This is a genomic window from Micromonospora sp. CA-263727 (genome assembly GCF_050942455.1).
Lineage (GTDB): Bacteria > Actinomycetota > Actinomycetes > Mycobacteriales > Micromonosporaceae > Micromonospora.
Genome location: NZ_CP192031.1, coordinates 1,725,128 through 1,748,556, shown reverse-complemented (window position 1 = coordinate 1,748,556; position 23,429 = coordinate 1,725,128). Strand labels below are relative to the sequence as shown.

Annotated in this window: 23 protein-coding genes; 11 read left to right on the top strand and 12 right to left on the bottom strand. The window is 72.8% G+C overall.

Features of this window, described 5'->3' with window-relative positions:
* Positions 1-44: 44 nt before the first annotated feature.
* Positions 45-1,247, bottom strand: a complete 1,203-nt coding sequence (gene pcaF / locus ACQPYA_RS08005) for a 3-oxoadipyl-CoA thiolase (RefSeq protein ID WP_433531996.1) — start codon at positions 1,245-1,247, stop codon at positions 45-47.
* Between the two features lie 104 nt (positions 1,248-1,351).
* Between pcaF and ACQPYA_RS08000 the strand changes: the two genes are divergently transcribed.
* Genes ACQPYA_RS08000 through ACQPYA_RS07990 form a run of 3 tightly spaced genes read left to right on the top strand, consistent with a single transcriptional unit; the run spans position 1,352 to position 4,063 of the window.
* Positions 1,352-2,317 carry a glutathione S-transferase family protein gene (locus ACQPYA_RS08000; protein WP_433531995.1) on the top strand — a complete coding sequence of 322 codons (966 nt, stop codon included), beginning with the start codon at positions 1,352-1,354 and terminating at the stop codon, positions 2,315-2,317.
* Positions 2,310-2,999, top strand: coding sequence for a DUF998 domain-containing protein (locus ACQPYA_RS07995; RefSeq protein ID WP_433531994.1), 690 nt, complete (start codon positions 2,310-2,312; stop codon positions 2,997-2,999). The genes ACQPYA_RS08000 and ACQPYA_RS07995 overlap by 8 nt, the downstream gene beginning before the upstream one ends.
* Positions 2,996-4,063, top strand: coding sequence for an NADH:flavin oxidoreductase/NADH oxidase (locus tag ACQPYA_RS07990; RefSeq protein WP_433531993.1), 1,068 nt, complete (start codon positions 2,996-2,998; stop codon positions 4,061-4,063). Before ACQPYA_RS07995 ends, ACQPYA_RS07990 begins: the two co-directional genes overlap by 4 nt.
* Before the next feature lie 48 nt (positions 4,064-4,111).
* Here the strand turns inward: ACQPYA_RS07990 and ACQPYA_RS07985 are convergent, their stop codons facing one another.
* Entirely contained in the window at positions 4,112-7,723 is a 3,612-nt protein-coding gene (locus tag ACQPYA_RS07985) for an ATP-binding cassette domain-containing protein (protein ID WP_433531992.1), read from the bottom strand.
* A gap of 125 nt (positions 7,724-7,848) precedes the next feature.
* On the bottom strand, positions 7,849-8,688 hold the full coding sequence (locus ACQPYA_RS07980; RefSeq protein ID WP_433531991.1) for a GNAT family N-acetyltransferase: 840 nt from the start codon (positions 8,686-8,688) through the stop codon (positions 7,849-7,851).
* A gap of 189 nt (positions 8,689-8,877) precedes the next feature.
* Between ACQPYA_RS07980 and ACQPYA_RS07975 the strand changes: the two genes are divergently transcribed.
* Positions 8,878-9,471, top strand: coding sequence for a PadR family transcriptional regulator (locus ACQPYA_RS07975; RefSeq protein ID WP_433531990.1), 594 nt, complete (start codon positions 8,878-8,880; stop codon positions 9,469-9,471).
* Between the two features lie 115 nt (positions 9,472-9,586).
* Here ACQPYA_RS07975 and ispG read toward each other — a convergent pair whose 3' ends face one another.
* From ispG to ACQPYA_RS07950, 5 genes are all read right to left on the bottom strand, one after another.
* Positions 9,587-10,759 carry a flavodoxin-dependent (E)-4-hydroxy-3-methylbut-2-enyl-diphosphate synthase gene (gene ispG, locus ACQPYA_RS07970; protein ID WP_433531989.1) on the bottom strand — a complete coding sequence of 391 codons (1,173 nt, stop codon included), beginning with the start codon at positions 10,757-10,759 and terminating at the stop codon, positions 9,587-9,589.
* Positions 10,760-10,768: 9 nt separating this feature from the next.
* Positions 10,769-12,019 carry a M50 family metallopeptidase gene (locus ACQPYA_RS07965; protein WP_433531988.1) on the bottom strand — a complete coding sequence of 417 codons (1,251 nt, stop codon included), beginning with the start codon at positions 12,017-12,019 and terminating at the stop codon, positions 10,769-10,771.
* Complete coding sequence (dxr, locus tag ACQPYA_RS07960; RefSeq protein WP_433531987.1) at positions 12,019-13,230, bottom strand: 1-deoxy-D-xylulose-5-phosphate reductoisomerase; 1,212 nt, start codon at positions 13,228-13,230, stop codon at positions 12,019-12,021. Before dxr ends, ACQPYA_RS07965 begins: the two co-directional genes overlap by 1 nt.
* A gap of 156 nt (positions 13,231-13,386) precedes the next feature.
* Complete coding sequence (locus tag ACQPYA_RS07955) at positions 13,387-13,935, bottom strand: GNAT family N-acetyltransferase (RefSeq protein ID WP_433531986.1); 549 nt, start codon at positions 13,933-13,935, stop codon at positions 13,387-13,389.
* Positions 13,889-15,013, bottom strand: coding sequence for a hypothetical protein (locus ACQPYA_RS07950; RefSeq protein ID WP_433531985.1), 1,125 nt, complete (start codon positions 15,011-15,013; stop codon positions 13,889-13,891). Before ACQPYA_RS07950 ends, ACQPYA_RS07955 begins: the two co-directional genes overlap by 47 nt.
* A 73-nt stretch (positions 15,014-15,086) precedes the next feature.
* Between ACQPYA_RS07950 and ACQPYA_RS07945 the strand changes: the two genes are divergently transcribed.
* Positions 15,087-16,082: a LacI family DNA-binding transcriptional regulator gene (locus tag ACQPYA_RS07945; protein ID WP_433531984.1), complete on the top strand. Its 996-nt coding sequence runs from the start codon at positions 15,087-15,089 to the stop codon at positions 16,080-16,082.
* 7 nt (positions 16,083-16,089) lie between these two features.
* Here the strand turns inward: ACQPYA_RS07945 and ACQPYA_RS07940 are convergent, their stop codons facing one another.
* Entirely contained in the window at positions 16,090-17,004 is a 915-nt protein-coding gene (locus ACQPYA_RS07940) for a siderophore-interacting protein (RefSeq protein ID WP_433531983.1), read from the bottom strand.
* Positions 17,001-18,053, bottom strand: coding sequence for an iron-siderophore ABC transporter substrate-binding protein (locus ACQPYA_RS07935; protein WP_433531982.1), 1,053 nt, complete (start codon positions 18,051-18,053; stop codon positions 17,001-17,003). The genes ACQPYA_RS07940 and ACQPYA_RS07935 overlap by 4 nt, the downstream gene beginning before the upstream one ends.
* A 127-nt stretch (positions 18,054-18,180) precedes the next feature.
* Here ACQPYA_RS07935 and ACQPYA_RS07930 point away from each other — a divergent pair, with 127 nt between their 5' ends.
* Genes ACQPYA_RS07930 through ACQPYA_RS07920 form a run of 3 tightly spaced genes read left to right on the top strand, consistent with a single transcriptional unit; the run spans position 18,181 to position 21,070 of the window.
* Positions 18,181-19,182, top strand: coding sequence for a FecCD family ABC transporter permease (locus tag ACQPYA_RS07930; RefSeq protein WP_433531981.1), 1,002 nt, complete (start codon positions 18,181-18,183; stop codon positions 19,180-19,182).
* Positions 19,179-20,213: a FecCD family ABC transporter permease gene (locus tag ACQPYA_RS07925; RefSeq protein ID WP_433531980.1), complete on the top strand. Its 1,035-nt coding sequence runs from the start codon at positions 19,179-19,181 to the stop codon at positions 20,211-20,213. The genes ACQPYA_RS07930 and ACQPYA_RS07925 overlap by 4 nt, the downstream gene beginning before the upstream one ends.
* A gap of 44 nt (positions 20,214-20,257) precedes the next feature.
* The gene (locus tag ACQPYA_RS07920; protein WP_433531979.1) at positions 20,258-21,070 is read left to right on the top strand and encodes an ABC transporter ATP-binding protein; all 813 of its coding nucleotides are present in this window, start codon (positions 20,258-20,260) and stop codon (positions 21,068-21,070) included.
* 142 nt (positions 21,071-21,212) lie between these two features.
* Here the strand turns inward: ACQPYA_RS07920 and ACQPYA_RS07915 are convergent, their stop codons facing one another.
* Together ACQPYA_RS07915 and ACQPYA_RS07910 are read right to left on the bottom strand one after the other, a co-directional pair.
* Positions 21,213-21,395 (bottom strand): DUF397 domain-containing protein, encoded by a 183-nt coding sequence (locus tag ACQPYA_RS07915; RefSeq protein WP_433533414.1) that lies wholly within the window; start codon positions 21,393-21,395, stop codon positions 21,213-21,215.
* 4 nt (positions 21,396-21,399) lie between these two features.
* Positions 21,400-22,281, bottom strand: a complete 882-nt coding sequence (locus ACQPYA_RS07910) for a helix-turn-helix domain-containing protein (protein ID WP_433531978.1) — start codon at positions 22,279-22,281, stop codon at positions 21,400-21,402.
* Positions 22,282-22,486: 205 nt separating this feature from the next.
* Here ACQPYA_RS07910 and ACQPYA_RS07905 point away from each other — a divergent pair, with 205 nt between their 5' ends.
* Genes ACQPYA_RS07905 through ACQPYA_RS07895 form a run of 3 tightly spaced genes read left to right on the top strand, consistent with a single transcriptional unit; the run spans position 22,487 to position 23,255 of the window.
* Complete coding sequence (locus ACQPYA_RS07905) at positions 22,487-22,741, top strand: hypothetical protein (RefSeq protein ID WP_433531977.1); 255 nt, start codon at positions 22,487-22,489, stop codon at positions 22,739-22,741.
* Positions 22,738-22,995, top strand: a complete 258-nt coding sequence (locus ACQPYA_RS07900) for a DivIVA domain-containing protein (protein ID WP_433531976.1) — start codon at positions 22,738-22,740, stop codon at positions 22,993-22,995. Before ACQPYA_RS07905 ends, ACQPYA_RS07900 begins: the two co-directional genes overlap by 4 nt.
* On the top strand, positions 22,992-23,255 hold the full coding sequence (locus tag ACQPYA_RS07895; protein WP_433531975.1) for a hypothetical protein: 264 nt from the start codon (positions 22,992-22,994) through the stop codon (positions 23,253-23,255). The genes ACQPYA_RS07900 and ACQPYA_RS07895 overlap by 4 nt, the downstream gene beginning before the upstream one ends.
* Positions 23,256-23,429: the final 174 nt, after the last annotated feature.

The window sequence follows — 23,429 nt, the reverse complement described above, 5'->3', positions numbered from 1 at the left end:
GGAGGTCCACAATGCCCTTTCCCGGCGACCGATCAGGCGATCGATCAGGCCGCCTCCAGCAGCAGCGAGATGCCCTGCCCGACGCCGACGCACATCGTCGCCAGGGCCCGACGCCCACCCCGTCGGCGCAGTTCGAGCGCGGCGGTGAGCGCGAGCCGGGCGCCGCTGGCACCGAGCGGGTGGCCCAGCGCGATCGCGCCGCCGTTCGGGTTGACGTGCTCGGCGTCCTCGGGCAGCCCCAGTTCTCGCAGCACGGCGATGGACTGGGCGGCGAACGCCTCGTTCAGCTCGATCACGTCCACGTCGGTCAGCGCCAGTCCCTGCCGGTCGAGCAGCCGGCGGGTCGCCGGGACCGGGCCGATGCCCATGGTCCGTGGCGGCACACCGGCCGCCGCCGCACCGACGACCCGGGCCAGCGGGGTGAGGCCGTACTCCGCGACCGCCGCCGCCGAGGCGACCAGCAGCGCCACCGCGCCGTCGTTGACCCCGGAGGAGTTCCCGGCGGTCACCGTGCCGCCGTCCCGGAACGGGGTGGGCAGCGCGGCGAGCTTCTCCAGCGAGGTCTGCCGGGGGTGCTCGTCGACCTCGACCAGCCGCGTCTCGCGCCGGCCGGCCGGCACGGTCACCGGCACGATCTCCTCGGCGAGCCGGCCGTCGGCCTGCGCCTTGGCCGCACGCGACTGCGAGCGGTACGCGAACTCGTCCTGGGCGACCCGGTCGACGCCGTACTCGGCGGCCACGTTCTCGGCCGTCTCCGGCATCGAGTCGATGCCCCAGTGCCGCTTCATCAGCGGGTTGACCAGCCGCCAGCCGATGGTGGTGTCGTAGATCTCGGCGGCCCGGGAGTACGCGGTGCTCGCCTTGGGCATGACGAACGGCGCCCGGCTCATGCTCTCCACGCCGCCCGCGACGAGCAGGTCGGCCTCCCCGGCGACGATCGCGCGGGCGGCGGTGGCCAGCGCGTCGAGGCCGGAGCCGCAGAGCCGGTTGACGGTGCTGCCGGGCACCTGCTCGGGTAGCCCGCCGAGCAGCGCCGCCATCCGGGCCACGTTGCGGTTGTCCTCGCCGGCCTGGTTGGCGCAGCCGAGCACGACATCGTCGGTGCGCGCCCAGTCCACCGACGGGTGGCGGGCGACCAGCTCGCGGATGACGTGCGCGGCCAGGTCGTCGGGGCGTACGCCGGCCAGGGCGCCGCTGTAGCGGCCGATCGGGGTGCGGACACCGGCCACCAGGTATGCCACGGTCATCGCGAGTCCTTCGGGGGTGGGAAGGGCGGGGGCGGGGCGTCCCCGGGTCCACGGGAACGTCCGGCGGCCAGGATATCGCCGGCCCATCCGGATAGGTTGTCGGCATGGTGCGAGCCCAGTTCAGCGCGGAGACCAGCGACGGCGGCACGTTCGTCCGCCAGCCCAACCGGTTCACCGGGCGGGTCACCCCGCACTCCACCGCACCGCCCGGCGGCGGCCCGGACGGGCAGGACCGCTGGCCGTTGGAGCCGGGCCGCTACCGGCTGATCTGGTGCCGGGCCTGCCCGTGGGCGCACCGGGCGCTGATCGTGCGCAACCTGCTCGGGCTGCGCGACGCCATCTCGCTGGGCACGGTCGACCCGATCCGGGACGAACGCGGTTGGCGGTTCACCCTCGACCAGGACGGCTTCGACCCGGCGCTGGGCATCGGCTTCCTCTCCGAGGCGTACCTGGCGACCGACCCCGACTACGCCGGCCGGGTCACCGTGCCGGCGCTGGTCGACACCCGCACCGGCCGGGTGGTCACCAACGACTACCCGCAGCTCACCCTGGACCTGTCCACCGAGTGGCGGCGGCTGCACGCCCCGGACGCACCGGATCTCTACCCGGTCGAGCTGCGCCCGGAGATGGACGCGCTGATGGCCGAGATCCACGCCGACGTCAACAACGGCGTCTACCGGTGCGGCTTCGCGACCTCGCAGCAGGCGTACGACGAGGCGTTCCGGGCGCTGTTCGCCCGGCTGGACGCGTTGTCCGCGCGGCTGGCCGGCCGCCGCTACCTGATGGGGGAGGCGATCACCGAGGCGGACGTGCGGCTCTTCACCACGCTGGTCCGCTTCGACGTGGCGTACCACGGGCACTTCAAGTGCAACCGGAACAAGCTCACCGAGATGCCGGTGCTCTGGGCGTACGCCCGGGATCTCTTCCAGACCCCCGGCTTCGGCGAGACCGTCGACTTCGACCACATCAAGCGGCACTACTACGTTACCCATCGCGAGATCAACCCGACCGGGATCGTGCCGCTCGGGCCGGACCTGCACGGCTGGACGACGCCGCACGGACGTGGCTGAGCCCCCGACACCGGCCGGCGGGGGGTGCGGCGGGGCCGCGGGCACGGCGGCGTCGCGGGTCGCGGCGGCCGGGGCCGCGCTCTGCGTGCTCACCGGCACGGCCGCGGTGACGGTCACCGTGGTCGCCGCCCCCGGTCCGGGGCTCACCGGGTACGTCAGCGAAGCCGGTGTCACCGACAGCGGGTACGCCTGGCCGTACCGGATCGGGGTGTTCGCGCTGGCCACGGCGCTGCTGCTGCTCGCCGCCGCGCTGCCGGCGGTGCCGCGGGTCGCGGCGGCCCTGCTCACCCTGGGTGGCCTCGCCACGCTCCTCTCCGGCGCGGTGACGTGCAGCGCCGGCTGCCCGCTGCCGCCGTTCGAGCGGGCCACCGTGGCCGACCTGGTGCACGGCGCGGCCAGCATCGCCGCCACCGCGGCGGTGGTCTTCGCCATGATCGCGATCGCCCTCGCCCCGGCGGCCGGGCGCCCGCTGCGCCGCACGGCCGGCGTCGCGGCGGCGGTGGCGCTGCCGCTCGCGGGCGCGGTCGGGCTGGCCATGCTGCTCGTCGGCCGGAGTTCGCTGGTCGGGACGCTGGAACGGCTGTTGCTGGCGGTGGCGGCCCTCTGGGGCCTGGCCACCGCCGTCATCCTGGCGGCCGGGCCCGTCGCCCGCAGCCGAGGTCGCGCGAGAATGGCGAAATGAGTTCGTTGTTCACGCCACTGGCGCTGCGCGCGGTCACCCTGCCCAACCGGATCGCGCTGGCGCCGATGTGCCAGTACAGCGCCGGGCCCGACGGCCTGCCCACCGACTGGCACCTGGTGCATCTCGGCGCCCGCGCGGTCGGCGGCGCGGCGTTGGTGATGACCGAGGCGACCGCCGTGGTGCCGGAGGGTCGGATCAGCCCGCAGGACACCGGACTGTGGTCCGGCCGGCACGTCGACGCCTGGCGCCCGGTGACCCGGTTCCTGGCCGCGCACGGCGCGGTGCCCGCGGTGCAGCTCGCGCACGCTGGTTTCAAGGCGTCGACGTACCGACCGTGGGACCCGCGTCGGGGCGGGGTGCCGGATGGTGCGGGCGGCTGGACGCCGGTCGGGCCCGGCGGCGAGCCGTTCCTACCGGACTATCGGGTACCGACCGCCCTGGACCCGGCCGGGATCACCGGTGTCGTCGAGGCGTTCGGCGCCGCCGCCGAACGGGCGGTGGCGGCCGGCTTCGCCGCCGTGGAGATCCACTCCGCGCACGGTTACCTGCTGCACGAGTTCCTTTCTCCGCTGACCAACCACCGTGTCGACGGCTGGGGCGGGGACCGGGCCGGGCGGATGCGACTGACGCTGGAGGTCGCCCGCGCGGTCCGCGCCGCCGTCGGCGAGGATGTGCCGGTGCTGACCCGGATCTCGGCCACCGACTGGGTCGATGGCGGCTGGACGGTCGACGACAGCGTCGCGCTGGCCGTCGAGCTTTCCGCCGCCGGGGTGGACCTGGTCGACTGCTCCTCGGGCGGGGCGTCACCGACCGCCCGCATCCCGCTGGCGCGCGGATACCAGGTGCCGCTGGCCGCCCAGGTCCGCCGGGAGGCGCGGATCCCGACCGGGGCGGTCGGCCTGATCGTCGAGCCGGAGCAGGCCGAGGCGATCGTCGCCGACGGCGAGGCGGACCTGGTGCTGCTCGGCCGGGAACTGCTGCGCAACCCGTACTGGCCGCAGCAGGCCGCGGCCAAGCTGGGCGTCGACGCCAACTGGCCCGACCAGTACCTGCGGGCCGGGTGAGCCGGCGGGCCCGCGCCCCCACTCGGCGCGCGGGCCCACCGGGCCGGGTCAGCCCGCCAGGTGACCCCAGCACGGCTCCAGGTCACGCCACGGCCCCTGGGCCATCACCCGGCCGCCGCAGAGCACCACCACGTGGTCGGCCCGCACCAGCGCGGCCCGCTTGGAGGTCGAACCGACCACGGTCACCCCGCGCTGGCGCAGCGCCTGCCAGAGCGCCAACTCGGTGGTGACGTCCAGCGCGGAGGAGATGTCGTCGGCGACCAGCAGTTCGGTACGCGGCGCCAGCGCCCGGGCCAGCGCCAGGCGCTGCAACTGCCCGCCGGAGAGCCGGGTGCCCTTGTGCCCGATGAGCAGCCCGAGTCCGCTGCCGGTGCCGGCCAGGTCGTGCTCCAGCTGGGCGGTGGTCACCGCGTGCCCGGCGTCCACCTGATGGCCGAGGGTGATGTTGTCGGCGACCGTGCCGGAGAGCACCCGGGGCAGTTGGCCCACGTAGCCGACCTGGTTGGGGCGGAGGAACAGCTCCGGCTCGGTGACCGGCTCCCCGTTCCAGGTCAGCTCCCCGGTGTGCGGGGCGATGCCGGCCAGGGCCCGCAGCAGCGACGACTTGCCCGCACCGACCGGGCCGACGACCAGCACCAGCTGGCCGCGTTCCACGGTCAGGTCGACGTCGCGTACGGCGGTCAGACCGTCGGTGTGCCGGACGCCGAACCCGGCCAGTTCCAGCCGCCGCAGCGGGGTGCGCGGGGCCACCGGCGGCGCGGGCGCCGTCCCGGCGGCCAGGTCCACCCCCGGCACCCGGGCGGAGTAGACCTCGATCCCGGCCATCTCCGCCGTCCGGCGGGTCCACACCCGCGCCGACGGCACCTGCGAGATCAGCGACGCGGTGGTCCAGGCGAACCAGCGGGCCGCGCCCAGCGTGGAGACCGCCACCAGCGCCGCACCGGCGGAGAGCCCGCCGGCCAGGAAGAGCGCCCAGACGCCGATCGGGAAGAGGCCGCTGGCCATCGACGGGGTGGAGCGGGCCCACACCTGCACGGCGATCTCCCGGCGCTGGCGGGCGCTGCGTACCGCGTCGAGATCGGCGAGGTGGGTCAGCACCGGCCGGGTCGCCCCGGCCAGCTTCACCGTCCGGGCGGCCGACAGGGTGGAGACCAGCGCGGTGGCGAACGCCGCCCGGGCGGCGACGGTGTCCCGGGCCGCGCGCTCCAGCCGGGGGCCGAACGCGGTCGCGGCCAGCCCGGAGAGCACCATGGTGCCGAGGAAGAACAGCCCCGGCACCACGCTGCCGGTGACCAGGGTCATGGTGACCAGCAGGAGCAGGCCGACCACCTGGTCGAGCACGTTGTCGGCGAGCTGCACCACCCGCTCGGTGTCGCCGCCCTGGGCCACCACCTCGGCCGGGGTGTGCCGGCTGACCCGACGCGGGCCGGTCTGTCCGTGCACCAGGCGCAGGCTGATCCGCAGCATCTGCCGGACCCACCAGCCGGGGAACCACAGCTGGGTCCAGTAGTGGGCGGGGATGGCGAGCACCAGCCCGACCGCGATGCCCAGGGCGGGCAGCCACGGGTCGCCGGTGCCGTCGACCACGTCGGCCCAGAGCCAGGCCAGCACCGGCCCGTCCAGGCCGAGGGTGGCCAGCACGGCGAAGACCCCCACCGCTGCCGCGCCGTAGCGGGGGTCGTTGAGGCAGAGCCGGAAGATCTCCCGCAGGGTCCGCCCCCGGGACGCGGGCCGCCGGTCGACGCCCGGCCCAGTCTCCCCGCCCGGATCAGTGACCGCGTTGGTGACGGCCGGGTTGCCGCCGGCCAGGTCGGTGGCGGTCAGGTCGGTGGCGGTCAGGTCGGTGGCGGTCAGGTCGGTGGCAACCAGGTCGGTGACGGCCGGGTTGCCGCCGGACGGGTCGGTGGTGGCCGGTGCGGGCTCGCTCCGAAACCAGTCGGTGCCCGGCTCCGCCAGCAGCTCCGCTCCGGCGTCGCCGTGGTGTCCGCCCGCGTGGCTGGCCACGAGGAGTTCGGCGAAGCGGTGTGACCGGGCCAGCGGGGCGGCCTCGACCACCGCTCCGTCGGCCAGCACGATCACCTCGTCGCAGCGGCTCACCGAGGAGAGCCGGTGCGCGATGACGATGCCGATCCGGTCGCGCAGCAGCCGCTCGGTGGCCTGCTGCACCCGCGCCTCGGTGACCGGGTCGAGCCGGGCGGTGGCCTCGTCGAGGATCACCACGTGCGGGTCGCGGACCAGGATCCGGGCGAACGCGACGAGCTGCTCCTGACCGGCCGAAAGCACGTGCCCGCCCTCGCCGAGGCGGGTGTCCAGGCCGGCGGGCAGCTCGGCGATCCACCCGGCCAGCCCCAGCTCGTGCAGGGCCCGCGCGGCGGCGTCGAGCAGCCCCGGGTCGAAGAGGGCCACGTTCTCGGCGAGCGTGCCGGCGAGGATCTCGGTGCGCTGTGGCACGACCGCGATCCACCGGCGCAGTTGCTCGACGTCCAGGTCGAGCACGTCACGCCCGTCGAGCAGCACCGTCCCCGGTGGCACGTCGACCGCCCGGGAGAGCACCTTGGCCAGCGTCGACTTGCCCGAGCCGGTCCGCCCGACCAGGGCGTACGAGCGGCCCCGGGCGAAGGTCAGGTCGATCTCGCGCAGCGCGGGGGCCCGGTCGGCGTCCGGCCCGCTGGCCGGGTAGCGGAAGGTCAGGTCGCGGATGACCAGGTCACCGTCGGTCGGGGCGGCACCGCCCGTGGGTTCCTGCGGGGAGTTCTGGAGCAGTTGCACCCGGCCCCACGCGCCGAGGGCGTACTGCACGTCCGGCACCATCCGGCTGACCTGCTCGACGGTCATCCCCAGCGAGAGCGCGAGCAGCCAGATCGCGGTCAGCCGGGCGGTGTCCACCCGGCCGGTGGCCAGCGCCCAGACGCCGCCGAGCACGACCAGGGCGATGCCGACCCGGATCACGCCGGCCGCGATGGTGTTCACCTGTGCCGACATCCGCCACACCGGCAACCCACGGCGGAGCACCTCGGCGGCCCGGCGGGCGTACAGCCGCAGCACGTACGGCCGGGCCAGGCTGGTGCGTACGTCGTCCTGACCGTGGATGGACTCCTCCATCACCGCCGCCAGGTCGGACCACGCCTCCTCCTCGTGCATCCGGGCCGGGGCGATCCGCCCGGCGGGCCGGCGCAGGGTGACCGCGAGCAGGGCGCAGAGCAGCAGCATGCCGACCCCGGCCGGCCACCAGACGGTGAGCGCGACCAGCGTGGAGAGCAGGCCCACGGCCAGCGCCTGGGTCAACCGCACACCCGGGCCGCGCACGCCGGAGGCCGTGTCGTAGACGTCGCCGTCGATCCGGTCGAGCATCTCGCCGACCGGGGTCGTCTCCAGTTTCGGCACCGGCTGGCCCATCGCCACCCGGCAGAGTCGACGGCGCAGGTCGGCGGACCAGTCGGCGGTCACCCCGGCCATCACCAGGCTGACCACCAGGTCACTGGCGACGGCGGCGACCAGGGCCACCGCCAGCAGCGTGAAGAACCCGACGGAACGGTGCACCAGCACGGGCCCGGCGAGCGCGGCGGTGGCCGCCTGGCCGACGCCGCCGACGAGGATCAGGACGGCCACCAGGGTCATCCGGCGAGGAGAGGTGACCCACAGATCACGGAGCAGGCGCATGGGTCGGTTCCTCCCGGAATGGTGGCGGAGGTTCCAGCCTGCTTCGCGGACCCGGGCAGCTCAACGCATTTTCGCCGGGGCCAGACCACTCGGCGGAAACCGCCGGTCGGGCTCGGCGGCGCAGGTCAGAAGAGCACGGTGGCGAGCGTGCCGATCGGGCGGAAGCCGCAGCGCTCGTAGACCCGCCGGGCGGGCAGGTTGAAGTCGTTGACGTAGAGGCTGACCGTCGGGGCGACCCGGGTCAGCGCGTCACCCACCACCGCCGCCATCGCCGCGGTGGCCAGCCCCCGGCCCCGCCACTCGGGCGCCACCCAGACCCCCTGGACCTGGGCGGTGCGCCGGGTGACGACCGCCAGTTCGGCCTTGAAGACCACCCGGCCGTCGACGAACCGGGCGTACGCCCGACCGGAGCGGATCATGTCGGTGACCCGGCGACGGTACCCGCGCCCGCCATCCTCGGCCAGCGGCGAGACCCCCACCTCCTCGGTGTACATCGCCACCGCGGCCGGGAAGAGCAGGTCGAGTTCACCGCTGCGGACCAGGCGCACCTGCGGGTCGGGGGCCACCTCGGGCAGCGCGTCGGTGAGCAGCAGCGGCTGGTTGGGGCGTACGTCCCGGGCCGGTCCCCAGGTGGTGGAGAGGCGGTCCCAGAGTTCCAGCACCGCGTCGGACCGCCCGACGATCGAGGAGCAGAGCCGTTCCTCTCCGCCGAGCAGGTCGGCGAAGGCGGCGACGGCCTGCGGGCCGGCCAGCACCGGGGTGAGGTTGCCACCGAGCCAGCAGACCGCTTCGAGGTGGCGACGGGAGCCGTACCCGAGCACCCGGCCCTCCGCGCGCCACCACGCCAGCCCGCGCGCGGCGACCCGCTCCGCGACCTGCGCGCTCGCGAACGGGTCGAGGTCGAGCAGCCGCTCGACCGCGCGACGTTCCGATTCCCCGAGTTGCCGCACCGGCGCCGTCAGCACGGTTACCAGCCTGCCAGATGCGTGCGGGACGTGTTGGCGGACGGTGACCACCGCCCAACGGCCCGACACGCCCGGACCGGCCGGTTCGGGGGCGAACATCCCGAGCCGCCGAGGCAGACGAGTTGTCGCCGTTGCATTGCCGATATATCGTTGATGCATCAGCGACAGTTCTACGAAGGAGAAAGCCTGATGAAGTTCCATCGACGGGGGCACCCCCTGCACGAGGCCCGGATGCGCGGTTTCGGCTTCCCGCCCTTCCCGCCCGGCCCGCCCTTCGGGCCCGGAGCGCACGGTCACGGCGATCACGGTCCGGGCGGCCGGGGGCGCGGGCGTGGCCGGGGACGCCGGCCGAACGTCCGCAACGCCGTCCTGGCCCTGCTCACCGAGCGGCCGATGCACGGCTACGAGATGATCCAGGAGATCGACTCCCGCACCGGCGGATCCTGGCGGCCCAGTCCCGGCTCGATCTACCCCACCCTCCAGCTCCTGGAGGACGAGGGCGTCATCGGCGTCACCGAGGAGTCGGGCGGCGGCCGGAAGCGGTTCACCCTCACCGAGCAGGGCCGCGCCGAGGCCGACCAGGCGGCACAGACGCCACCCTGGGCGGAGGTCGGCGAGGAGACCATCAACAGCTGGCACGACATCCGCAACGCCGGAATGCAGGCGATGCACGCCCTGCGGCAGGTGATGATGACCGGCACCGACGACCAGCGGGAGCGGGCCGCCCAGGTGCTCGACGAGACCCGCCGCAAGCTGTACGCGATCCTCGCCGAATCCGAGTGACCCCGCCGCGGCCGCCCGCCGGACGGCGCGTTGATCGTGAGGTTAGCGGCGAAGTCGATCTTCTAGACTGCCGCTAACCTCGTGATCGACAACGGCACGGGCGGACCGGGGCGGGTCAGTGGACGGTGACGGTGGCGCCGGGGAGCAGGCCGCGCAGCTCCTCGGGCAGTTCGGCGCCCATCTCGTCGGCGAGCCGCAGCGCCTCCTCGATCAGGGTCTCCACGATCTGGCCTTCGGGCACGGTCTTGATGACCTGGCCCTTGACGAAGATCTGACCCTTGCCGTTGCCGGAGGCCACCCCCAGGTCGGCCTCGCGCGCCTCGCCGGGACCGTTCACCACGCAGCCCATCACGGCCACCCGCAGCGGCACCGGCAGCCCCTCCAGGCCGGCGGTGACCTCCTCGGCCAGCGTGTAGACGTCCACCTGGGCCCGCCCGCAGGACGGGCAGGAGACGATCTCCAGGCCGCGCTCGCGCAGCCCCAGTGACTCCAGGATCTGGTTACCGACCTTGATCTCCTCGACCGGCGGCGCGGAGAGCGACACCCGGATGGTGTCACCGATCCCCTCGGCCAGCAGCGCGCCGAAGGCGACCGCCGACTTGATGGTGCCCTGGAACGCCGGGCCGGCCTCGGTCACGCCCAGGTGCAGCGGGTAGTCGCACTGCTCGGCGAGCTGCCGGTACGCCCGGATCATCACCACCGGGTCGTTGTGCTTCACCGAGATCTTGATGTCCCGGAAGCCGTGCTCCTCGAAGAGCGAGCACTCCCACAGCGCCGACTCGACCAGCGCCTCCGCGGTGGCCTTGCCGTACTTGCTGAGCAGCCGCTTGTCCAGCGAGCCGGCGTTGACGCCGATCCGGATCGGCGTACCGGCGGCGGAGGCGGCCGCCGCGATCTCGGCGACCTTGTCGTCGAACTGCCGGATGTTGCCGGGGTTCACCCGCACCGCCGCGCAGCCGGCGTCGATCGCGGCGAAGACGTACTTCGGCTGGAAGTGGATGTCGGCGATCACCGGGATCTGCGACTTGCGCGCGATCGCCGGCAGCGCCTCCACGTCGTCCTGGCTGGGCACCGCCACCCGGACGATCTGGCAGCCGGACGCGGTCAACTCGGCGATCTGCTGGAGGGTGGCGTTGACGTCGGCGGTCAGGGTGGTGGTCATCGACTGCACGGAGACCGGCGCGCCACCACCGACCGGCACCGAACCGACCATGATCTGACGGCTCGCCCGGCGGGGCGCGAGCGAAGGCGGCGGTACGGCGGGCATACCGAGGCTGACAGCGGTCACTTCAGGCACTCACCTTGTGAAGAGGGTGATCGGGTTGACCACGTCCGCGGTGATGGTGAGCAGCGTGAACACGCCACCGATCAGGATCACCACGTACGTGAAGGGCATCAGCTTGAAGTAGTCGACGCGGCCCGGGTCGGGCCGGCGCAGCCGCGCGTACACCCAGGATCGGGCCCGCTCGAACCAGGCGATGGCGATGTGACCGCCGTCCAGCGGCAGCAGCGGCAGCAGGTTGAACACCCCGATGAAGAAGTTCAGCGAGATGAAGAGCATGACGAAGATTTCCCAGGCGTCGTTCTCGACCGCCTCGCCGCCGAGGATGCTGGCGCCGACCACGCTGATCGGGGTGTCCATGTCCCGCTCACCGCCGGTGATGGCGGTCCAGAGCGCCGGGACCTTCTCCGGCAGCCGCTGCAACGCCTGCGCGGTGGCGACCGCCATGTTGCCCATGAAGTCGCCGGTCGCGCCGACCGCCTCGACCGGGCCGTAGGTGACCAGGCTCGGGGTGGAGAGGACCAGCCCGACACCGAGCGCGGAGACGTCGGTGACCGGCCCCTCCGGGTTGTCGATCGGCGGGCGCTTGGTGGTGGCCAGCACCGTCTCGGTGGTGCCGGGCTGCCCGTCGCGGATGTATCCGATGGTGGCGGTGCTGCCCGGGGTGGTGGCCCGCAGGGTGGTGAGCAGGTCGCCGTAGCTGTTGATCGGGGTGCCGTTGATCGACGTGATCCGGTCGCCGTTACGCAGCTGGGCCTGGGCGGCCGGGCTGGGCGTGTCGGTGGCGGTGCACTCCCGGTAGGTGGGGTCCGGCAGGACGCAGGGTTGCAGGGCGATCACCGCGGGCTCGGCGCGGATCTGCGCCTCGGTGGTCGGGCGGTCGGGATTGGGCAGGCCGAAGGTCATCGCGGCCAGCCAGGCGGCGAAGATGGCCAGCCCGAAGTGGGTGACCGAGCCGGCGGACATCACGATCGTCCGCTTCCACACCGGGTACCGCCACATGGCCCGCTTCTCGTCACCGGGCTCGACGTCGTCGTCCTGCGGCGTCATGCCGACGATCTTGCAGAAGCCGCCGAGCGGGATGCCCTTGAGGCCGTACTCGGTCTCGCCCCGCTTGAACGAGAAGATGGTGGGGCCGAAGCCGACGAAGTAGCGGGTGACCTTCATGCCGAAGGCCTTGGCAGTGAGCATGTGGCCCGCCTCGTGCAGGCTCACCGAGATGAGGATGCCGAGGGCGAACAGCGCCACCCCGAACGCGAACGACATCAAGCTCCTTCCACCGCAGCTGCGATGATCTCCTGCGCGTGCGCGCGGGCCCACGACTCGGCTCCGAGTACGTCCTCGACGGTACCCGGTTCACCGAAATCGGGAGCCTCGTCCAAGACCCGCTGTAGCGTGTCGACGATGCCGAGGAAGGGCAGTCGCCCGGCGACGAAGGCCGCCACACACTCCTCGTTGGCCGCGTTGTAGATCGCCGGCCGGCAGCGCCCCGCCTCGCCGGCCGCCTTGGCCAGCGCCACCGCCGGGAACGCCTCGTCGTCCAGCGGCGCGAACTCCCAGGTGTGGGCCGTCGCCCAGTCGACGGCGGAGGCGGCGTCCGGCACCCGGTCCGGCCAGCCGAGGCCGAGGGCGATCGGCAGCCGCATGTCCGGCGGGCTGGCCTGGGCGAGGGTGGAGCCGTCGACGAACTCGACCATCGAGTGGATCACCGACTGCGGGTGCACCATCACGGTGATGTCGGCGTACGGCAGGTCGAACAGCTCGTGCGCCTCGATCACCTCCAGCGCCTTGTTGACCATGGTCGCCGAGTTGATCGTGACGACCGGCCCCATGTTCCAGGTCGGGTGCGCGAGGGCCTGCTCCGGCGTGACCGCCGTCAACTCGTCCCGCCGCCGGCCCCGGAACGGGCCGCCGCTGGCGGTGACGATCAGCCGGCGCACCTCACCCCGGGTGCCGCCGCGCAGGCACTGGGCGAGCGCCGAGTGCTCCGAATCCACCGGCACGATCTGCTCCGGCCGCGTCACCGCGGCCTTGACCAGCGAGCCGCCCGCCACCAGGGACTCCTTGTTGGCCAGCGCGAGGGTACGCCCGGCGCGCAGCGCCGCGAGGGTCGGCGCGAGCCCCAACGACCCCACCACCCCGTTGAGCACGACGTCGCACGGCCACTGCGCCAGCTCGCTCATCGCGTCCGGCCCGGCGACGATCTTGGGTAGCTTGAACTCGCCGCTGGCCCAGCCCCGCCGGCTGGCCTCGGCGTAGAACGCCAGCTGAAGATCCTGGGCGGCGGAGGCCTTCGCCACCCCGACCGCCTCGACGGCGAGTTCGAGCGCCTGCGCGGCGAGCAGGCCGACGTTGCCACCGCCCGCGCCGAGCGCCACCACCCGGAACCGGTCCGGGTTGCGCCGCACGATGTCGATGGCCTGGGTACCGACCGAGCCGGTACAGCCCAGCAGCACAAGATCGCGGGGGGAGGTCACGCCGCCATTCTTCCCCACCCCCACCTCGGTGCAAGGAAGGGCACCCTATTAACGCCTGCGGTAGAGGAAGGGTCCCTTATTAACTGCTCCGGAACCCGCTCGGCCTCGCCACGACGCCGGGATCGACGGCGTGGTGGCCGTCACCGGCCGACCAGGTCACGCCACGCGGGCCAGGACGAAAGTCTCCAGCTCGTCACCGCCGTACCAGTCGTCACGCCGACCGACGTGCCTCATGCCGAGCCGACGGGCCACCGCCATCGACGCGGTGTTGCCCGGGTCGACCACGGCGTGGACCAGCCGCGTCCCGGTGGCGAGTTCCCGCTCCACGAGGGCGCGGGCGGCCTCCGTGGCGTACCCGTTGCCCCAGGCGTCGGGATGCAGATGCCAGCCCACCTCGATGTCGTCGGTGAGAACCCGCTCGTCGCGCCCCGGCAACGGCTTCAGCATCGCGGTGCCCACCACGACGCCGGTCTCGCGCATCTCGACCGCCCAGGTGCCGTACCGATCACCATGCGCCGCGTGCCGCCGACGCCACCTCGCCAACAACGCCACCGCCTGCGCCGGATCGGTCAACGGGAGTCCCGACGCGGCGCCCAGCCACCGGGCGACCTCCGGCCGGGAGTAGATCTCGAAGAGCCGGGCCAGGTCCGCCGGACCGTCACTCCAATCCCGTACCAGCAGGCGCTCCGTGATCACGATCGTCATGAGCTGCGATCGTAACGACCTCCGATCCCGACACCAGGCAATTACCCCGGCTCCCACGTCCCGTCGTGCCGAGTGCGGCGCGCCCGGCCGGTCCGCCCACGCTGGACAGTACGGCGTCCCACGCGAGTTCGCCGGCGACGGTGCCGAGCCGCAGCGACGGTGCCGCCACCGTCACCTCGTCGGTGGTCAGGGCGAACAGGGCGTCCCCGTCGGCGATGGTGTGGAAGGGCTGGATCGCCCGGTGCATCGAGCTGTGCACCTGGGTGGCGAACTGGCCGAGTTCCGTGTCGGTCATCCGGACGTTGGTGACCACCGCGGTCAGGGTGGTGTTCCCGGCCGCCGGCACGAGTTCCGCCGTGGACGCCGCGAGCAGGTCGGCGTAGTCGTCGGCGGGGTGGCGGCGTCGGGCGGTGCCGGGGTCGAGGTTGCCGCGCACGATGTTGCCGGCCTGGTCGACGATCACACCCATCGCGTTGACCACGGTCAACACCAGAAGGCGGGCCGCGCCGATGCGGGCGAAAGCCGCGCCCTGTCCACCCCATTCCGCCCGGACGTTGTCGACCTTGCCGACGGTGGCGCTGGCGGCGGCTCCGACCCGGCCCACCGCCACCCGGTCGGTACGCACCGCGCGCAGCCCTTCGGCACCGAGTTGAGCGTCCGGGTAGATGGCGTTGTCCCGGGGGGTGAAGTCGTAGACGACGGCACCGGACACCACGGGAAGCCGACCGAAGTCGGTCGCGTAGCCCGTACGGCGGAGTAGTTCGTCGTAGACGCCGGAGGTCGCGGCGAGACCGAAGCTCGACCCACCGGCGAAGCACAACGCATGGTGGTACGGGAATCCTCCGCTGACGCCGACCGCACCACCGCGCTTGTCCACGGCGGTACGCGCGCCGCCGGGGATGCTGAGGACGGTGACCCCGGTCGGGCCGTCGGGGTACTCGGCGGTGCCGATCCCCACACCGGGCAGGTCGAACTCGACCCATCCGAGGCCGGACGCGCCGAGTACGGCGGATCGGCTCTGGTGGTCGTTCCCGATGGGCAACGTCGTACGCGGTGGGGCCGGATGTGGCGCGAACATGGGCTTACCGTCTTTCCTCTGGGTGGGCTGTGCTGCCGTGTCCCGCCCGATGCCCGGTCCCTAGACTGGACCGATGGCACGCCCGGTCACTTTGCACGATGTCGCGCGTCGGGCAGGTGTCGGCAAGTCCACGGTCTCCAATGTGCTGTCGCGTTCCGGCCGGGTGTCGGAGGCGACCCGGGAGCGGGTCCGCGCGGCGGTGGAGGAGCTGGGTTACGTCCCGAACCGCGCGGCGCGGCAGTTGCGGGGTGGCCGGACCGGCACCATCGGGGTCTACGTCCCGGGAGTGCCCTCCACCTCGGAGTTCTACATGCGGTTCGTCTTCGGCATCATGGAGCGCGCCGCCGCCCGCGACCGGGACATCACGATCCTGACCGCCTCCGGACGCCGGTCGGTACGGGCGCTCGACGGGGTGATCGTGGCTGACCCGCACCAGGACGACGACTTCGTGGCGGTGCTGCTCGGAAGCGGGATTCCGGTCGTGTGTTTCGAGCGGCCTCCCGACGGCATGCGTGCGGAGGTCGTCCTCTGGGCCGATCATCACCGGGCGATCACCGGGTTGCTGGACCAGATGGCCTCGGCCGGTGCGCGGCATCCCGCCCTGGTGCTGCCGCCGGAGACCGGTGACTGGGCCGCCCAACTGGGGTCGGGCTACCGGGACTGGTGCGCCCGGCACGGCGTTGCCCCGGTCTCCGCACATCATCCCTGGGTGCCCTCGCCGCCGGAGGTGTCCCGGGCGGTCGAGCAGGTGCTCGCGCACCCGGGGGTGGACGCGCTGGTCTGCGCCTCGGTGGACACCGCGCCGGTGGCCGTGCAGGTGCTGCGCCAGCACGGCCGGCAGGTCGGGCGGGACATGCTGTTGGCCAGCGCCACCGAGTCGAGTGTGCTGCGGTTGGGGCAGCCACCGATCACCGCGCTCGATCTGTCGCCGTTGGATGCGGGACGCCGCTGCGCCGACCTGCTGGACGGCCTGATCGGGGGTGGTCCGGGTGGCGTCTACGAACACCCGGTCCGCCTGTGGTGGCGCGACTCGGCCCGGGGACAGGGGCGCGACTCGGCCCGGGGATGAGGGAAGGTCACCGCCGGGTCATCCGTTCCAGCTCCTCCTCCATCCGGTCGCCGGCCTCCGCCGGGCTGAGTCCGGCCGCGAGGCCGTCCTGGTAGATCTTGTCGAGGAGCGGACGGTGGCGGGTGTAGCGACGTTCCCAGTCGGCCGCCTCGGCGCGCCAGTACCCCACGCAGACGGCCCGGTCGCGGGGCAGGTGGTGGATGTCGCGCAGCACGGACCGGGCCTGGCGGCATTCGCCGGCCTCGCCGGCCACCCAGACGTACCCGGGTCCTGCGGGCAGGGGTCGGTCCCGCAGCCGTTCGACGAGGCTGCCGGGGCCGTTGCCGTTGCCCACCCCGATCCGGACGTCGATCTCCACGGCGGGGTCGCCGCCGGCCGCGGCGAGCAGGTCACGGGCGTCGGCCAGGTCCGGTAGGTCGACCAGGACCCGGACGCCGACACCGGGGGTCCGTTCCGCGACGATGCGGGTCGCGGCCGGCAGCCCGGCCAGGTCGGCGGCGAGCACCAGCCAGCGGGTGTCGGCCGGGGGCCGGAACCAGGCGCGGCGACGCCACAGCAGCAGCCCGGCGCCGGTTTCGGCCTGCCGCGCCCAGGAGGTGGCCGGGCCGTGGTCGTGCAGGGCGAAGTCGATGGTGAGGCGGGCCTCGTCCGGGTCGACGGTGCGGATGGAGTAGTTGCGTCCGGTGGGTGGGGACTGCTCGTCGTGATAGCCCCACACCCCGTCGCGCACGGTCATCGGCGGGGGCGTCAGCTCGTCGGTACGGGGAAAGTAGAGCGTCACCGACTCGTCCGGCGCGCCCAGGGAGGGAAATCCGGCGAGGTCGGGCCCGCCGAGCACGACGCGTTGCAGGTGCGGGGTCAACCGCTGGACCTCGTGCACGGTGGCGGTCCAGAAGCCGGGCAGGGTGAGCGTGTCGGTCATCGCGCGCTGAATTCCGAGTCGGTGGCCGGGTCGCCGTCGACCGCGGCGGCGAGCGCCGGCACGATCCTGTCCAGCACGTAGGGCAGGCTCAGCACGGAGGAGAACGCCAGCGCCCCGTTGGCCTCGGCGCCGAGGAAGACCTCGCGGTGTTGGGCGCGTACGTCCAGCCGGGTGTAGAGCGGGTCGTCGAGGAGGGTGGCCACGCCGGGGTCGGTGGCGGCCTCGGACCAGACGGCGACGTCGACGTCCGTCAGGTCGAAGCGTTCCCGGCTGATGGTGGCGGACTGGTTGGCGTTGTCGGTCAGCCCGGTCACCTCGCTGGACATGGTGAGCCCCAGGTCGAGCAGCACCTTCGAGGCGGTGGTCTCGGGGCTGAAGAGGTAGTACTGGCCTTCGTAGGTGGAGGCGAAGACGGTGCTGGCGCCCTTGAGGGCGGGGTACGCGTCGGCGACCGAGGCGATCCGTTGCTCCAGCTCCGCCACGAGGGTCTCGGCCTCGGTGCCGCGCCCGGTGATCTGCCCGGCGGCCCGGGTCATCTGCTGCCAGGTCACCGCCCAGCTGCCGTCGCCCTCGGGTTGGGCGACGGTGGGGGCGATCTTCGTGAGCAGGTCGTACTCCTGCTGGGTCATGCCGGAGGAGAGCCCGACGATGACGTCGGGGCGCAGCGCGGCGATCTGTTCGTAGTCGAGTTCGGCGCGGGCCAGCACCTCCGGCTTGGCCTCGCCGAGTTGTTCCCGGGCCCACGGCCAGGTGGCGTTCGGCATGCCGCCGTACCAGTCGCGGATCGCCACGGGCACCTCGCCGAGGGCGAGGAAGTAGTCCTGTTCCTTGAGGCCCACCACCACGATGCGCTCGGGCTTGCTGGCGATCGTGGTCGTACCGAAGGCGTGGGTGAGCGTGGTGGGGAACGCGGCGTCGGCGGGCCCGGACGCCGTGGCGACCGGATCGGTGTCGTCTCCGGTGGCACATCCGCTGGTCATCAGCGTGGCCAGCAGTACTGTGGCGGCGATCAGGCGTGTTGTCAGCCGACGTGGGTGGGTTGTGCGCATGTCCTTCGACTTTCACGAGGGGGAGGCGCGAGGGCCCCCACCGGAACTTAGGGTAGGTTTACCTTAGTCACTGATGGAACGTTCCACCATGAAGTGAGTCACAGTGTTCGTCGCCACCCCCACGAGGTTGCGTCATCCCCGCCTCCTCACCGCCGGGCTGATCACCTGCGGGCTCGCCCTGCTGGTCGCCAGCGCGGCCAGCCTCGTCGTCGGCGCGCTACCGCTGACCGCCGGCACGGTGCTCCGGGAACTTCTCGCCCACAGCGACAGCGAGGCGAGCCTCGTCATCTGGCAGGTCCGGATCCCCCGTACGGCGATCGCGATCTGCGTCGGAGCGGCCCTCGCGCTGGCAGGTGCCCTCATGCAGGTGCTCACCCGCAACCCCCTCGCCGACCCGGGACTGCTCGGCGTCAACGCCGGTGCCGCCGCGGCCGTGGTGGCCGGCCTCCTCGCCGGCGTGAGCGGCCAGCGCGGCCACCTCCTGCTCGCCCTGCTCGGCGCGGGCGTCGCCGCCACCCTGGTCACCGTCATCGGCGGGCCCCGAGGCCCCGGTACGACCGACGACGGCCGGCTCGTCCTGGCCGGCGCCGCCGTCGGCGCCTGCCTGACCGGGGCCGTGGCCGGCGTCACCCTGCTGGACCAGACCGCATTCGACCGGTACCGGTTCTGGGTCGTCGGCAGCCTCGCCGACCAGCCGCTCTCCGCCCTGCTCACGGCCGCGCCGGCACTGCTGCTCGGGCTCGCCGTCACGGTGGCCGTGATCCGGCCGCTGGACGTGCTGCGCTTCGGCGACGACGGCGGCAGCGCCCTCGGCGTCAACCCCGGCCGCACCCGACTGCTCGCGTTGGTCGCCACCACCCTGCTCTGCGGTGGCGCGACCGCCGTGGCCGGTCCCATCGGTTTCCTCGGACTCGCCGTCCCGCACGCCGCCCGCGCGATCTGCGGCCCCCGGCTCGGCTGGATCGTCGCCTACAGCTGCCTCCTCGGCCCGACCCTGCTGATCGTCGCCGACGTGATCGGCCGGCTCCTGGCCCGCCCCGGCGAGATCGAGGTCGCGATCGTCATGGGCGCCATCGGCGCCCCGGTATTCATCGCCCTGGTCCGCGCCCGAAGGATCCCCCGACTGTGACCACCGTCCCGACCACCCCACCGACCAGCGGTCCGGGCCGACGAACCCTCCGTCGGCACTCCCGTCGCGCCACCCTGACCTGCCTCATCGCGCTGCTGCTCAGCGCCGGCCTGGCCATCGTCGCCCTGACCAGCGGCCGGTACGCCACCCCGCCGGCCGACCTGTGGCCGGTGCTGACCGGCGGCGGCGACCCCGGCCTGCGGTTCGTCCTGCTTGAGCTGCGGCTGCCCCGCATCGGCACCGCCCTCGCCGTCGGGGCGGCGCTCGGCGCGGCCGGCGCTCTCTTCCAGAGCGCCAGCCGGAACCCGCTCGGCAGCCCCGACATCGTCGGCTTCACCGTCGGCGCGGCCACCGGCGCGCTCGTCGTCCTGCTGGTGCTCGACGACACCCGGCTCACCCCGGCAGTGGGCACGGCGCTCGGCGGTGCAGCCGTCGCCGCGACGGCACTGCTGCTCGGCGGGACCGGGCAGCGCCTCATCCTGGTCGGGATCGGCCTCTCCGCGCTGCTCACCTCCGTCAACGCGTACCTGTTGACCCGCGCCGAGGTGACCGACGCGCAGAACGCGGCGGTCTGGCTCGTCGGCAGCCTCAACGGCAGCGGCGCACAACTGCCGTTGCTGCTCGGCGCGCTCGCCGTGCTGCTGCCACTCGCCGTGCTGGTGGCCCGGGGGCTGCGACTCATCGAGACCGGTGACGACAAGGCGCTCAGTCTCGGCGTACCCGTGGGGCGGCAACGCCTCACCGCGACGGCCCTGGCGGTCGCGCTCACCGCGGCCGGTGTCGCCAGCGCCGGGCCGGTCGGCTTCATCGCGCTGGCCGCACCCCACCTGGCCCGCCGGACAACCCGGGTGGCCGCTCCCCTGGTGACCACCAGCGCGGTGCTCGGCGCCGCGCTGCTGCTCGCCGCCGACCAACTCGCCCAGCGCCTCGTCCCCGGGCAGCAACTGCCCGTCGGCGCGGTCACCGGCGTCCTCGGCGGCGGCTACCTCGCTCTCGTCCTGGCCTGGACCTGGCGAGGGCGGTCCCGGTGAGCCGTCCCGTGCCGCGTACCGCACCCGCCGCCTCGGAGGTAACGATGAGCGTCCCACCCGCGATCGAACTGGACTCGGTCACCGTCGGCTACGACCGCCGGACCGTCTGCCGGGACGTCTCCCTCCGGATCGCCGACGGCAGCTTCACCGTCTTCATCGGACCCAACGGGTGCGGCAAGTCGACCCTGCTGCGCACCATCGCCCGGGTCCTGCCGCCACGCGAGGGCCGGGTCGCCGTCCTCGGCCGCGACGTCCGCGAGTACGGCCGGCGGCAGTACGCCCGCACCGTCGGGCTACTGCCCCAGGGCATCGAGGCACCGGCCGGGATGACCGTCACCGACCTGGTGTTGCGCGGACGACATCCGCACCGGTCCGCGCTGAGCCGCTGGACATCGCAGGACGAACAGGCGGTCACCGAGGCGCTGGCGGTCACCGGAACCACCGAGTTCGGCGACCGGGTGCTGGCCGAACTCTCCGGCGGTCAACGACAACGTGCCTGGCTGGCCATGCTGTTGGCGCAGGACACCCCGGTCCTGCTGCTCGACGAGCCGACCACCTACCTCGACATCGCCCACCAGTACGAGGTGCTCGACCTGCTCGCCGATCTGCATGCCAGCGGCCGGACCGTGGTCGCCGTCCTGCACGACCTCAACCAGGCGGCCCGCTTCGCCACCGACCTGGTGGTGCTGCGCGACGGCCGGGTCACCGAGACCGGCCACCCGTCGACGGTGCTCACCCCGGACCTCGTCGCCGACGTCTTCGGGCTGCGCTGCCGGGTCGTGCCCGATCCGGTGACCGGCACGCCCGCGGTGTTTCCCGAGTCGACCCGCCCGCTCCCCTCGCTCGGGCCGCACTGACCGGCCCGCCCGGGTGGATCGACGACCTTCGTCACCAGGCCCTTGCGCTCACCGCGGCGCGGACGGGTAGGCGGCTGCTACGCCGGGCGCGGCTCCGGTGCCAGCCCGACGATGGCTGGCACCGGAAGATCTCCGCGCCGGCTCAGCCGCGGGGGCCGAGTGCGCCGGTGCGGGCGGCGGCCACGAACCGGGTCCAGGTCGCCGGGCCGAAGGCCAACTCCGCGCCCTGCCGGTCCTTGCTGTCGCGTACGCCGACCAGGTCAGCGAACCCCGCCACCTCCACGCATTCGCCGTTGCCGCCGGAACGCGACGACGTGCGCCACACTCCATCACGCTTCATCGGTCATCTCCTTCGCGATCGCCGTGATCAGCTCACGGGAGTCATCGACATCGAGCGCCCGCTCGTGCAGCGAGCGCCAGGCATCCTCGTAGGTGCGGATCTCGTACGGCTTGTCAAGGTAGACCGCGCCGCAGGGGCCGTCCATGTAGATGGTGGTCGGCTCCGGCTCCCGCACGTCGGTGGGGAAGTCGAGCACAGTGAAGGTGCCCGTTTCGGCCCAACGGAACAGTCCTGCCGCCAGAGGGAGCACCCGAACCCGGATGTTGTGCTTCTGGCTCGCCACCACCAGTGCGTCGAGTTGTCGGGCCATCGCCGACCGGTCGCGTAGTGGTCGGCGAAGCACCGCCTCGTTGAGGATCACGTCGTAGTAGGGCGCGCGGGGCACCGCCCGAGCGAGCAGCCGTTGCCGGCGGAGTCGGACGTCCACCTTTGCCTGCTGCTCCGCCGCGCTCAACTGCGGGTGGTCGGTGGTGATGACCTCGGTCATGTACTCGACCGTCTGCAACAGGCCCGGGACGAGGTCGGCTTCGTACTTGCGGATTTTGGTGGCGGCGGCCTCCAGACCGACGTAGAGCTTGAACCAGTCCTCGATCGCCTCTCCGTAGCTGTGCCACCAGCCGTGCGCCTTGGTTTCCCGGGCCAGGGCCCGCATGGTCTTGATGGTCTCGGGAGCCGCGCCGTACACCCGGCACATGGCCTCCACGTCGTTCGGGTGCATGGGGACCTGACCGGTTTCGTACCGCCAGATCCGGGGCGTCGACCACTCCAGTTCCTTGGCCGCCGCAGCGACCGTCACGTGAGCGTTTTCGCGAATCTCTCTCAAATACCTGCCGAGTTGCCTACGCGGGACGGTGCTTCCCGAGTCGTCCACGTCATCTCCTCTGCTGTTGTCGCGTAAGGCACCTCATCCCTTGGTTCGCATTCTTCCGCAGAACATTGCGTTGGGCCAGTAGGGAAATGACCCTTGTGGATGACCGGCCAATCCCCCGGCAGGTCACGACCGGGGTGGGCGCCCTTCCCCGAAACCTCATCCCGGCGCCCACCCCGGCACCGTCGACTCCCGGCAGAGGAGGATCATGGAATCGGCCGACGGCATCCTCGACGACATTCCACTACCGCCCCATGTCTCCACCGAAGATGTCACCTTCGCGGTCCGGGCGATCAGCGTGCACGCCCCCGAGCCGTGCCCCGACGGACCACGCTGCCGCAACGACCAGGCCCCGCACCCGTGCCGCCTGCACCGCTGGGGCCGCCGCCTCCTCGCCGAACGCGGCCTCACCGACCGCCAGATCCGCGCACTGATCGCCGAGCAGGAAGCAACCCACCAATGATCTATTCGGGCGGCCAGCGTCCGCTTCCCCACCAGGTCCGCGCCGTCACCTTCGGCACCAGCCGGCGCGGCCTCGACCCCGCCCAGGTGTACGACTACCTCAACCGGATCGCCGACGAGATGGAACGCCTGCACCGCGCCCTGACCACCGCCAACACCGAGGCCGAACGCATCCGCCAAGCCTTGCGGCAATGGCAGACCCGACAGGCGGCCCACCACCACGGCGAGACGGTCCACCGGCGGGGGCCGCAATGAACGCGCCCCGCTGGATCATCCACCTACCCACCACACTGACCAGCCTGGGCGAGGTCACCGCCCTCACCATCGCCCTGCGCGACTCGCTCGGCCACATCACCGCCATCGACTTCGGCGAAACCACCCTCAGCGAAGAGAACAAGCAGTTTGTGCGTACCCGAATCTGGTGCGACGCCCCACACGACGGCCCCAACCGCTGCCGCCTCCCCAACAACCACCCCAACCCCTGCACGACCACCGACGGAACAGCCGACCGGTAGCGGTCGCCGCATGGCTGTCGTTGTACACGCGTCCACAACGACACGTGGCACTTCCGCACCCACCCCGAGTGGACAAAACGGTCAAGCCGAAACGATCAGACAGGGAGCAAAGCCCTCTGACCTGAGTTGTAGCGTTCTGGCGATCTTGTGATTGTGGGGGCCGTTGACGTGGGC

Coding starts and splice junctions, on each gene's coding strand:
- pcaF (WP_433531996.1), bottom strand. CDS start 1,247: ATGACCGTGGCATACCTGGTGGCCGGTGTCCGCACCCCGATCGGCCGC.
- ACQPYA_RS08000 (WP_433531995.1), top strand. CDS start 1,352: ATGGTGCGAGCCCAGTTCAGCGCGGAGACCAGCGACGGCGGCACGTTC.
- ACQPYA_RS07990 (WP_433531993.1), top strand. CDS start 2,996: ATGAGTTCGTTGTTCACGCCACTGGCGCTGCGCGCGGTCACCCTGCCC.
- ACQPYA_RS07985 (WP_433531992.1), bottom strand. CDS start 7,723: ATGCGCCTGCTCCGTGATCTGTGGGTCACCTCTCCTCGCCGGATGACC.
- ACQPYA_RS07975 (WP_433531990.1), top strand. CDS start 8,878: ATGAAGTTCCATCGACGGGGGCACCCCCTGCACGAGGCCCGGATGCGC.
- ACQPYA_RS07965 (WP_433531988.1), bottom strand. CDS start 12,019: ATGTCGTTCGCGTTCGGGGTGGCGCTGTTCGCCCTCGGCATCCTCATC.
- ACQPYA_RS07955 (WP_433531986.1), bottom strand. CDS start 13,935: ATGACGATCGTGATCACGGAGCGCCTGCTGGTACGGGATTGGAGTGAC.
- ACQPYA_RS07950 (WP_433531985.1), bottom strand. CDS start 15,013: ATGTTCGCGCCACATCCGGCCCCACCGCGTACGACGTTGCCCATCGGG.
- ACQPYA_RS07945 (WP_433531984.1), top strand. CDS start 15,087: ATGGCACGCCCGGTCACTTTGCACGATGTCGCGCGTCGGGCAGGTGTC.
- ACQPYA_RS07940 (WP_433531983.1), bottom strand. CDS start 17,004: ATGACCGACACGCTCACCCTGCCCGGCTTCTGGACCGCCACCGTGCAC.
- ACQPYA_RS07935 (WP_433531982.1), bottom strand. CDS start 18,053: ATGCGCACAACCCACCCACGTCGGCTGACAACACGCCTGATCGCCGCC.
- ACQPYA_RS07920 (WP_433531979.1), top strand. CDS start 20,258: ATGAGCGTCCCACCCGCGATCGAACTGGACTCGGTCACCGTCGGCTAC.
- ACQPYA_RS07905 (WP_433531977.1), top strand. CDS start 22,487: ATGGAATCGGCCGACGGCATCCTCGACGACATTCCACTACCGCCCCAT.
- ACQPYA_RS07900 (WP_433531976.1), top strand. CDS start 22,738: ATGATCTATTCGGGCGGCCAGCGTCCGCTTCCCCACCAGGTCCGCGCC.
- ACQPYA_RS07895 (WP_433531975.1), top strand. CDS start 22,992: ATGAACGCGCCCCGCTGGATCATCCACCTACCCACCACACTGACCAGC.